The following is a 12,297-nucleotide window of genomic DNA, read 5'->3' on the forward strand; positions in this document are numbered from 1 at the left end:
GCGATGTCGCGCGGCATGCCCCAGCCAGCCCTCCCAGCCACCGCCGCCCTGCATCGCGGCAAGCCTGCCGGCGGCGAGCCGTTGCGGCTCAAGCCCCTGGCCCAGGCCATCGCCTTGTTGCTGCTGGCCGGCAGCGCCCAGGCCGGGCAACCGTTCAGTTCGGCCTGGTTCGCCGCCAAGGGTGCCTCCAGCGCACCGGCCGGCAGCGGCGGTGTGGGTGGGGCCGGGCAGGTGCTGCCAGGCTCGCCGCCGCCGCTGGCCCAGCAGCAACGGCTGAACCAGCAGTTCCAGCGCACGGTGAGCAACTTCAACAGCACGGTGGCCGCCATCGCCGCCCAGCAGGCGGCCCAGGCCAATGGCCGGACCTTGGCCCAGGTGCAGCCGCAAGTGATCCCCAACGGCCTGGGCGAGGGCGGCCTGAAGGTCGACGAGAACCCGCTCACCCAGGGCTGGCGCAATGCCAAGGCGCCACAGCAGAGCCAGGCCGGTGGCAAGACCCAGGTGCGTATCGAGCAGACGGCCGACAAGGCCATCCTCAACTGGGAGACCTTCAACGTCGGTCGCGACACCACCGTGCGTTTCGAGCAGCAGGCCGACTGGGCCGTGCTCAACCGGGTCAACGACCCGGCTGCCCGCCCGAGCCAGATCCATGGCCAGATCGAGGCGCCGGGCACGGTGATGCTGATCAACCGCAACGGCGTGGTGTTCAACGGCACCAGCCAGGTCAATGTGCGCAACCTGGTGGCCGCGGCCGCGCAGATCAGCGACGAGCAGTTCAGCCAGCGCGGCCTATATGTCGATAACAACGGCAGCCAGGCCACCTTCACCCAGGCCGCCGGCAAGGTGCTGGTCGAACGCGGCGCGCAGATCCGCACCCAGGAACCGGCCAGCTCCACCAGCGGCGGCGGCTACGTGCTGCTGCTGGGCAGCGAGGTGGGCAACGATGGGCAGATCATCACCAGCAAGGGCCAGGCAACCCTGGCGGCGGCGGACGATTTCTACATCCGTCGCGGCCAGGGCACCGAGGCCAACCGCTACTCGACCACCCGCGGCAACGAAGTGGCCGGCAGCCTCAAGGCCGGCAGCAGTGCCGGCACGGTGGTCAACGATGGCCTGATCCAGGCCGCCGGCGGTGACATCACCCTGACCGGGCACCAGGTGCGCCAGCAGGGCGTGGCGTTGGCCAGTACCTCGGTGGACCGACGCGGCAGCATTCACCTGCTCAACGCTGCCAGCGACACCACCGGCAGTGTCAGTTTCGGGCAGGGCAGCGTCAGCGCCGTGTTGCTCGACGACAGCGCGGCGCTCGACAGCCAGCGCGAAGCTTCGCGGGCGGTGGTCAACGGCAGCAACGGCAACCTGGCCAGCGGGCGCTTCGACAACCTCAGTACGGTCATCGACCGCCCGGAACAGTCGCGGATCGAGGTAGTCAGCGGCGGCACGGTGCACTTCCAGGACGGCTCGCTGACTTTGGCCAGCGGCGGCCAGGTGGCGGTGAGCGCGGGCCGGCGCAGCCTGGTCGACGACGGTGCGCGCCTGGATGTGGCCGGCGCCCTCGGGGTCAAGGTGGCGATGGAAAGCAACGTCATCAAGGTCAACGTGCAGGGCAACGAGCAGCGCGATGCGGCGGGCAACCGGGACCAGGGCGGGCTGGGCAGTCGCGATGTGTGGGTCGATGTGCGCGAACTGGTGCACGTGGCGGCGGGGGTCAACGGCTATGCCAACGACCGCTGGTATACCGCCGGTGGCCTGCTGGAGGTCGGCGGCTACCTGGGCACGCGCAGCCACGGCGTGGGCGAGTGGATGGCCCAGGGCGGCACGTTGACCTTCACCGGCCAGGACCTGGTGACCCGCGCTGGCGCCCAGATCAACCTGTCCGGCGGCACCTTGGCGGTGCAGGATGGTTATGTCCGGCAAAGCTGGCTGCGCGGCGCCGACGGGCGCCTGTACGAGCTGTCCAAGGCGCCGGGCGACTTGCTCTACAGCGGCATCTATCAAGGCTTCGAGGACAGCTCCACGCGCTGGAACCAGACCCGCCTGTTCTACAACCCGCTGATCGCGCCGCAGCAGCGCTTCGAACAGGGCTACAGCGTCGGCCGCGACGCCGGCAGCCTGGTGGTGGCCACCCAGAGCGCCGTGCTCGATGGCCAACTGATCGGTGAAACCTGGCAGGACGAGCGCCAGTTGCAGGCCCCGGTGGCCGGCCTGGATGGCTACAAGCAGGTGCACAGCGCCCGTGCCCGGGGTGCCCAGCTGGTCATTGGCCAACAGCTTCCAGGCTATCTGAGCGCTAGCAAGGACCTGGCCTTCAGCCTGTCGCCGGTGCTGCGCCAGGTCACCCTCGGCGCCGGCGGTCGTGGCGCCAGTGCCCAGGTGCTGTTGCAGGCGCCGTTGGACGAGCAACGCCGTGGCCAGTTGCTGCTCGACAGCAGCCTGCTCAACGGTTTTGCCCTGGGCGGCCTGAGCGTGGCCGCCAGCGAGTCGGTGCAGGTCGACGAGGCGCTGCGCCTGGCCGATGGCGGCCAGTTGACCCTGTATGCAGCGCAGGTGCGGGTGGCCGCCGACCTCACCGCCAAGGGGGGGCAGGTGACCTTGGGCGATGTGCTGTATCAGCGCGACGGCGCCGACCTGCGCGACCGCGTGCTGGCCACCCCGGCCGGGGTGCGTGCGCAGGTCGTGGTGGACGATGGCGTGCGCCTGGATGTCAGCGGTGTGCGCAGCGAACGCAACGATGCCGCGGCCATGGCCTGGCGCAATGGCGGCAACCTGTCGCTGCGCAGTTCTGGCGACGTGCTGTTGGGGCAGGGCAGTCTGCTGGATGTGGCCGCCGGGGTCGTGCGCGGTGCGCGCCACCAGTTGAACGGCGGCCATGGCGGCAACCTGACGCTGCACGCCAGTGCCTACAACCCCGGTGAGGGCGGGCGCCTGCAACTGGCCGGGGAACTGCGTGGCCATGGCAGCCAAGGCGCCGGCACCCTCGACCTGCAGGCGGACACGGTGCGCATTGGCGGGCCAGCCGATGGCGCCGGTCTGCACCTGGGTGAAGATTTCTTCAGCCGCGGCTTTGCCCACTACAGCGTGCGCGCCGCGCGCCAGCTGACCGTGGCCGAGGGCGCCCAGGTGCAGGTCACGCGGCCGGTGCAATGGCTCGATGGCAGCCAGCCCGTCAGCGACCAGGCCACCACATGGCTGCCACCGCTGCAGCAGGACGACGCCGTCAAGGGCGTGCTGGGCCTGCGCGGCGGTGCCAGCCTGAGCCTGGCCGCGGGCGATACCCGGCAGGCCCAGGCCCAGCGCGAGGCCGCCGTGCTCGACGTGCAGCGTGGCGCGCGCATCAGTGTCGACCCGTTGCAGGCGATCGAGCTGAGCAGCACCGCGCAACTGAACCTCGAAGGTGCCTTGCAGGCCGTTGGCGGCAAGGTCAGCCTGCGCCAGGCGCTACCGGAAAGCGCCGCCTCCGGGGTGCGCGAGCGCCTGCATGCGCGCGCCATTCGCCTGGGCGAGGCGGCATCGATCGATGTATCCGGCCAGGCCTTCACCGCCCTCGACAGCCAGGGCCGGCGTTACGGCCAGGTGATCAGTGGCGGCAGCATTGTCATTGGTGGTCAGATCGACCACGCCAAGGGTATCAGTGACGGCGCCTACCTGTTCGTCGACATCGCCCGTGGCGCCCGCTTGCGCGCCGATGGCGCCAGCGCGGTGCTGGATATCCGTGAACAGGGGCCGCTGAGGGTGGCCAGCGCCGGTGGCAGCATCAGCCTGGCCTCCAGCTATGGCCTGCGCCTGGAGGGCAGCCTGAGCGCGCTGGCCGGCGGCGCCAACGCTGCCGGGGGCAGCCTCGGCGTCGCCCTCGACACCGGGCTGTACTACAAGGATGGGCTCGAAGATGGCCTGAACGCGCCCCGCGAACTGGTCCTGGGGCGCGGGGCCGGCGATGACGGCTTGCGCTACGGCCATGGCCGGCTGGACCTGGACCAGGTCGAACGCGCCGGTTTCACCAGCCTGGCCCTGCTCAGCGACGGTGTGCTGGCCTTCGACGGTGGCTTGGACCTGGCCATGGCCCAAAGCCTGCAACTGTACGCCGGCTCGCTGGTACTGGCCGAAGGCAGCGCCGACGATGCGCGCATCCACCTGCGCGCGCCCTACGTGCGCCTGGCCGGCAGCAACCACCTCAGTGGCGATTTCACCCTGCGTCCGACGGTCAAGGGTGGCTTGTCGCAACAGGCGTCCAATGCCCTGTTGCAGGTCCAGGCCAACCTGCTCGAGGTGCGTGACGAACTGAGCCTGGGTGCCCATGGCAGTCTCGACCTGGGCAACGGCCAGCCATTGACGTTCGATCGCCGGGGCTTCGCCCTGGCTCGGCTGCGCAGCGAAGGCGACATTCGCTTCCTTGGCCGCGACGCCACCGCAGGGCCGACCACGCTGAGCAGCAACGCCGACCTGGAACTGCTGGCCGCCCAGCTGTACCCGGTGACCGGCGCCTACGCCCGGGTCCAGACCGGCGGCGATGCCAGCCTGCGCATCGGCAAGGTTGGCGAAGGCATACCGGCGTTGCCGTTGTCGGTGTTCGGCCGCCTGCACCTGAGCGCCGGCACGGTGGAGCAGGGCGGCGTGGTGCGCGCGCCGCTCGGCCAGGTGCTGCTGGGCGACACCCTTGAAGCGGGCCAGGACCTGCGCCTGTTGCCCGGCAGCATCACCTCGGTCAGCGCGGCAGGCTTGCGCATGCCCTATGGCGGCACGGCCGACGGCTTGAGCTACCTCTACGGCGGCAAGCCGGTGGAGCTGATCGGCGGCAGCGGCGACAACGACCATGGCGTGGTGCTGGCCGGCAGGCGCGTCGAGGTCCAGGCCGGGGCGTTGCTCGACCTGGCCGGCGGTGGTGAACTGAGCGGCGCCGGTTTCGTGTCCGGGCGCGGGGGCTCCACCGATGCCCGCTACCACCCCTTGCTGCAACTCGACGGCAATGGCCGCCTGGTGTTGCCGACGCTCTCGAGCAACCCGGTGTACGCCATCGTCCCGGGGCTTGCCGGTGACTATGCGCCCCTGGCGGGCGAGGCTGGGGTAGCCGACCCGGCCATCGGCCAGCGCATCACCCTCGACCAGGGCATCCCAGGCCTGGCGGCGGGCACCTATACCTTGCTGCCGGCCAGCTATGCCCTGCTGCCGGGCGCCTTGCGCCTCGAGCTCAACGGCCTGGCCATGGCCGGCCAGCGCAACGCCAGCCAGGCCATGCGCAACGGCTCCTGGACCACCTCGGGCAGCCTGTCGGTGGCCAATACCGCTATCGCGCAACCATTGTCGGGGCAGGTCATCCTCACCGCCGCCGACACCCTGCGCCGTTACAGCCAGTACAACGAGATGTCCTACGCCGGCTTCGTCAAGGCCGATGCGCTTGCCAAGGGTGTGCCGCGCGCGGCGCTGGAGGCCGATGGCAAATGGCTGACCTTGCGCCTGAAGCCCAACAGCGACCCTGAGCGTACTTTCCGTTTCGCCGGCCAGGCGCGCTTCGACGCGGCCAGCGGCGGGCGCGGCGGTAGCGTCACGGTGCTGGGGCTCGATGCCATCGAGCTGCTTGCCGATGGCCAGGCGAGCACCTGGGCGCAACCCAACCGCGTGGCCCTGCGTGCCAGCGACCTCAGCGCGCTCAAGGCGCCACGCCTGAGCATCGGTGCTCGCCCGGAGGTGCGCTACGGCCAGGGCGGCAACATGCTGCGCTTCATGGAGTCGTCCACCGACATCCTGCTGCGCAGTGGCGCCGAGCTGCGCGCCGCTGAGGTGTTCCTGGCGACCAACAAGGGGCAAGGGGCGATCGTCGTCGAGCAAGGCGCGGGGATCATCACCCTGGGCCAGGGCAAGGTGCCGTTCGATGCCAACGATGGCTACCTGCTCGACCCCAATGCCCACGGCCTGCTGGCGCTGTCCAATGGCCGCCTCGACGTGCTGCCGTCGCAGGCCGACGACTTCTTCGCCCCAGGCAGCATCCTGATCGGTGGCTGCGTGTCGAGCCGCTGTGACGGCGTGACCGGCCTGTACGCCGAGGGTTCGCTGTTCGCCGCCACCGACCGCACCTTCAACCTCGATGACCAGGTGCTTTTTGGCACGCGCCACCTGGGCTTGGCAGTGGGGCGCATCAACGTCGGCTCGGCGGCCGCGCTGGCGGCCGCGGCCAACGCCGGGGTGCTGGGGCAGGGGTTGACGCTCAACCAGCAGGTACTCGACCGCCTGTTCCAGGGCAGTACCGAGCAGGGTGTGCCGGCACTCGAGAGCCTGACGCTGACGGCGGCGGACTCGCTGAACTTCTTCGGCAACAGCCAGCTCGACACCTACGACCCACTGACCGGGCGCAACCGGGTGCAGCAACTGATCCTCGGCGCGCCGGCGCTGTATGGCCTGGGCCAGGCCGATGAGCGGGCGCTGATCCGCACCGGCAACCTGGTGTGGAACGGTGCCCGCACGCAGCCCGGCGCGCCGATTGCTGGCGGCGCCGGCAGCGGCGACGGCGTGCTCGAGCTGCAGGTGGCGGACCTGACCTTCGGCTACGGCCCGGCCAGCCAGCCGGACGGCAGCGCCAGCATGAGCCGCCAGACCCTGGGCTTCCGCCAGGTCAATATCCGCGCCAGCCACCAGGTCAGCGCCAACCATGCCGGCGCGCTGCAGGTCTACCACCAGCGGGGTGCCTGGCAGGCCGAGGGCGGCTTCCAGTACAGCGGCGGCGATCTGCTGGTGGACACGCCGTTGTGGACCGGCAGTGCCGGGTCGATCAACCGTATCAGCGCCGGCGGCCAGTTGCGCGTGACCGGCGGCGGCGCGGCATTGGCCAGTGGCCGCGACGGGCTGGGCGCGGAGCTGGCGCTCAGTGCTCGCCAGGTGAGCCTGGACGGCACCTTCAGCCTGCCCAGCGGCAAGCTGAGCGTCGCCGCCCAGGACGACCTGCTGCTGGGCGAGCGAGCGCGCATCGACCTGGCCGGGCGAACCCTGAGCTTCAATGACGTGACCCAGTACAGTTGGGGCGGCGAGCTGCTGCTGAGCAGCCGCGACGGTGATATTCGCCAGGCGGCCGGCAGCCTGGTCGACCTCAGCGCCCGCAACAACCGTGCCGGGCGCCTGAGCGCCACCGCCCAAGGCGCGCAGGGTGGCCAGGTGGCCTTGCTGGGGCAGATTCTCGGCGCTGCCAGCGGCGAGTACGATGCCGGTGGCGCCTGGGTGCCTTATGCCCAGGGCGCGGTGCAGGTGCGTGCCCGCCAGCTCGACGACTTTGCCGGGTTCAACCAGCGCCTGAACCGTGACCAGGTGTTCGGTGCGCGCAGTTTCCAGATCAGCCAGGGCGACCTGCTGATCGGCAACGAACTCAAGGCACGGGAGATCAGCGTCTCGCTGGACAACGGCCACCTCACCGTGGCCGGTACCGTCGACGCCAGTGGCGCCCAGGTCGGCAGTATTCGCCTGGCGGCCAAGCATGGCCTGACCCTGGCCGCCGATGCGCTGCTCGACGCCCATGGCAGCCTGCTGCGGGTCGACAGCCAGGGCGCGATCATCGATGCGCCCAACCGTGCCTTGATCGAACTCGACAGCGGCGACGGGTTGCTGACCCTGCGCCCCGGCGCGCGCCTGGACCTGCGCCACGGCACCGCGGCGGCGGCCGCCCAACAGGATGGTAAAGCCCGTGGCTCGCTGGTGCTGACGGCGCCACGGGTGGGGGGCGATATCGCCGGCGATATCGCCATCGACGCCCATGGCCGGGTAGACATCCTCGGCGCCAAGACCATCGCCGTGGTCGGCAACCAGCGCTACAGCGACGCCGCGGACGGTGGCACCGCGGCCAGCGGCCGGCCCTACCAGTACATCGACCAGGCCTATCTGGATGCCAAGCACGCGCGCAGCCTGCTGTTCGTCGATGCCGCGCTGGCCAATCGCGACTTGCTCGACAAGCGCCTTGCCGGCCTGAACAACGCCAGCTACGCCCAGGCCCTGCACCTGCGTCCGGGCCTGGAAATCGCCAGCCGCGATGCCGGCACCGACCTGATGGTGCGCGGGGACCTCGACCTGTCTGGCCATCGCTATGCCAGCCTCAACCCGAACACGCCGCAGACCCCGGTCCGAGGCTCGGGCGAGGTCGGCCACCTGGTGCTGCGTGCCGGTGGCAACCTGGAGGTCCATGGCAGTATCAGCGACGGCTTCCTGCCGCCGGAGCTGGCCAGCGGCAGTGACCGCCTGGACGGCCGTGGCTGGATCCTGGTCCCTGGCAAGCAGCCGTTCCAGAGCGATCTGGTCATCCCGCGCAGTGGCGTCGAGTTGGCCGAGGGTACCCGCTATCCGGGTGGCAGCCGCTTGAACTTCGACCTGCCGTTCGCCGCTACCGCGCTGCCGGCCAATACCCGCTTGAGCAACCCGCTGAGCCTGGCCAGGGCGCTGATCTTGCCGGCCGGCACCGTGCTCGACGCCGCCGTGCGCGACGCTGCCGGCAATGTGCTGTACGCGGCGGGCACCTTGTTCGAACAGGCGGTGACCCTGGCCGCCGACACCCAGCTGGACGCCGGCAGCCGCCTGCCGGTCGAGATCGCCGTGCGCGGCGGGGTGTGGCGCAAGGGCACGGCCTTGCCCAGCGGCGGCCTTGCCCAGCGTGGCAGCTTGTCCCTGGCGGTTGGCGCGCTGCTGCCGGCCGACACCGACGTCAAGCTGCCCAGCGGCGTGTTCTGGGTCGACCTGCGCCAGGAAATCGCCGGCCAGCAGGGGCGCAACTGGGCGCTGGGACAGATGCTGGCTGAGGGCTCGCAGTCCTGGTCGATACGCCTGGTGGCCGGTGCCGACCTGGGCGCGGCCGACAGCCGCACCACCCAGGTCGAGCCCGAGGCCGGCGCGTTGCGCCTGGCCGACCAGCACTACATCGCCACGCGGGTGATCGAGACCACGCCGCCGACCATCAGCTACGTGTGGACCAAACTGGCCGTGGGCCGGGTGCCCGGCCAACCGGTGCCGGCCAACTTGCTGCCGTTGTGCACCGCGCGGCCGACCTGGTGCCAGAAGATCGAGACCCCTGGCGGGATCACCAAGGCCCAGATCACCCCGCAGACCCAGTTGTTCAGCGTACTGCGCACCGGCACCGGCGACCTCGAGTTGCTCAGCGCCGGCGATTGGCGCATGGACTCGCTGTATGGCGTGTACACCGCCGGTACCCAGGCGCCGGCGCTGCTCGCCGAGGGCCGCGACCCACACCAGCTGGCCCGTGGCCGCCAGGCCAACGGCAGTGTGCTGGGCCCGCTGGGGGCGGCCTACGAGGCGAGCACAAGCGATTATCGCGCCTGGTACCCGCACCAGGGCGGCAACCTGCTGGTGATGGCCGGTGGCGACCTGACCGGCAACCTGGTCGGGGCCAAGAGCAATGACCGCCTGACGCGCCGTCAGGTGCCCTCGGCCGCGGTCGGCAACTGGCTGTGGCGCCAGGGCCAGAGCGATGCCGGCACCCCGGCCGCCTGGTGGCTCAACTTCGCCAGCTTCGCCCAGGACCCGGCCAGCGACCCTGGCTTGCCCTACCTGGTCGGCTTCACCGGCCTCGGCACGCTGGGCGGCGGCAACCTGGACGTTCGGGTCGCGGGCGCGGCCGGCCTGCTGCAGGCCAATAGCGCCGCCGCCAGCGAAGTCGAGCGCAGCCAGGGCCTGAACCTGGTGGTGGCCAGCACCGGGCGGATGAGCGCCGACGGGCGTCTGCTGCAAACCGGTGGCGGTGACCTCGACCTGCGGGTCGGCGGCGGGCTCAACCCAATGCTGGCCGCCGCCACGGCCGCCGATGCCCTGGTCGACCTGCAAGGCACCTTGGTCAACCTGCGCGGTGCCTTGCAGGTGGACGCCGCCAGCATCGGGCTGCTCAAGTCGATCTACGGCAGCTACGGCTTCCAGCACGACAACAGCGAATCCCGTGCCTATGACCCCTACACCGCCACCCGTGCCCAGGCGCTGGGCGGCATCACGCTGATGCCGGGTGACAGCGGCGTGCGCTTGCGCAGCCGTGGCGACCTGGTGGTGAAGGGCGTTGGCGATCCGGGGCGGGTACCGCAGTTCAACAGCACGCCGTTCAGCGCCGACAGTGGTGCTTCGATGGCGGGGCGCGGCAATAGCTGGTTCACGCTGTGGACGCCGCAGACCTCGGTCGAGCTGATGAGCCTGGGCGGTAACCTGGCGCCCAACGCCTACAACAACGTGACGATGCCCACACGCAACCTGACCATTTATGGTGGCCGGGTGTTCTACCCGACCGCACTGAGCGCCACCGCGGTCAACGGCAGCCTGTACTACGGCGACTCGGTGCGCGACAGCGACGGGCCGTCCTCGCTGTACAGCCTGATGACCGCGCCTTCGGCCAAGACCCGCTTGCAGTTGCTGGCCGGGGACTCGATCTATGCCGGCGGCTACGTGGTCAGCCAGGGCGGCACCGACGACAGCGCGCTGGCCACGCCATGGCGCCCGGCGTTCGTGGGCACCAGTACAGGCAACCTGGTGCTTTCGAGCAACCTGCACGGCGACCTGCCGCGCGAGCCCTGGTCGGCGCCGTTGTACAGCTTCGGCGTCAACACCTACAGCGATCGGGGCGGGCGGCCGGTCAGCCCGGTGCGCTTCTATGCCCTGGACGGCGATATCGTCGGCTTGAACACCGGCGAGATCATCGAGTACCCCTTGCTCGGGTTGAAGCTCTACCAGGGCAGCGGGCCGGTGCGCATCATCGCCGGCCGTGACATCGTCAACGCCGGTACCACCCTGGACAACCAACGCCAGGCCGCGGCTGGGCTGGTGGAGACCCGCGGTGGCGGCGAAAGCCGCTCTGCCGGCAACCTGTTCATCCATGGCGACCGTCACGAGGTGTCGTTGGTCAGCGCTGGCCGCGACATTCGCCTGAGCAGCTTCAATGTCGCCGGCCCCGGCCAGCTCGAGGTGCTCGCCGGGCGCAATATGTACCAGTCCGGTCCGGGGGTGAATTCGGCCTACCAGGAAGCGGCGATCAGCAGTATCGGGCGGGTGGGCGGCGGCGGCGCAGGCAACGATGGCGCAGCCATCGCCATCGTTGTCGGCGCAGGCCAAGGGCCGGACTACGCCGGGCTGCTGGCGCGCTACCTGGGCCAGGAGCAGTTGGCCGACCCGTCGCGGTCGCTGGCTAGCCAGCCGGGCAAGGTCGCCAAGGTGTATGACCAGGCGTTGCTGGCCTGGCTGCGCGAGGGCTTTGCCTTCGACGGCGACGGCGAGGCGGCGAGTAGCTATTTTGCCGCGCTGCCAGCCGAGCAGCAGCGCATTTTCGCCCGCCAGTTGTACTTCGCCGAGCTGCGCGAAGGCGGGCGCGAGTACAACGACGCCGACGGCCCGCGCACCGGCAGCTACTTGCGTGGCCGCCAGGCCATTGCCGCCTTGTTCCCGAGCAAGGACGTGGCCGGCAACCCGATCAGCTACAGCGGCAATGCCACCTTCCATGGCGGCGCCGGTATCCACACCGACTTTGGCGGTGCCATCCAGGTGCTCACCCCGGGCGGCCAGCAGGTGTTCGGCATCGAGGGCGAGGCGCCGCCCGCCACGGCGGGGGTGATCAGCCAAGGCAGCGGCGATATCCAGTTGTACGCCCAAGGCAGCATCCTGCTCGGCCAAAGCCGGATCATGACCACCTTCGGTGGCTCGATCCTCGGCTGGTCGGCCAGTGGCGACATCAACGCCGGGCGCGGCTCGAAGACCACCGTGGTGTATACCCCGCCCAAGCGCACCTACGACCTGTGGGGCAACGTCGGGCTGGCGCCGAGCGTGCCGAGCACCGGTGCCGGGATCGCCACGCTCAATCCGATCGCCGAAGTGCCACCGGGGGATATCGACCTGATTGCCCCCCTGGGCACCATCGATGCTGGCGAGGCGGGGATCCGCGTGTCGGGCAACGTCAACATCGCCGCCTTGCAGGTGGTCAACGCCGCCAACATCCAGGTGCAGGGCGATGCCAAGGGCATGCCGGTGGTGGCGGCGGTCAATACCGGCGCGATTGCCTCGGCCAGCGCCGCGGCGTCTTCGGCGACCCAGGCGGCAGAAGAGGCAGGACGTCAGCAGCAGGCCGCGGCGCGGCAGCGCCAACCCTCGGTGATTACCGTGCAGGTGCTAGGCTTTGGCGCCGAACGCTTGCTGCCGGGGCAGGAGGGGGCCAGCCTGAACCCGCAGTACAACCGCCACAGTCCGGTGCAGGTGCTGGGGGCGGGGACGCTGGATGAGCGGGCCAAGGCGCAGTTGACCGAGGAGGAACGGGGGAACTTGTTGCTTTGAGCTGCACCTATGCGCGGA

General features: G+C 70.3%; 1 protein-coding gene. It reads left to right on the forward strand.

Features of this window, described 5'->3' with window-relative positions; translation table 11 throughout:
• The first annotated feature begins 3 nt into the window (after positions 1–3).
• Entirely contained in the window at positions 4–12,279 is a 12,276-nt protein-coding gene (locus KSS95_RS14865) for a filamentous hemagglutinin family protein (protein ID WP_217847838.1), read from the forward strand.
• The last annotated feature ends 18 nt before the right edge of the window (positions 12,280–12,297 follow it).

Origin of the sequence: Pseudomonas muyukensis (assembly GCF_019139535.1) — a bacterium.
Lineage (GTDB): Bacteria > Pseudomonadota > Gammaproteobacteria > Pseudomonadales > Pseudomonadaceae > Aquipseudomonas > Aquipseudomonas muyukensis.

What these genes read in the sequence shown, in the direction of transcription:
- KSS95_RS14865 (WP_217847838.1), top strand. Translation starts at nt 4, where the DNA reads ATGTCGCGCGGCATGCCCCAGCCAGCCCTCCCAGCCACCGCCGCCCTG.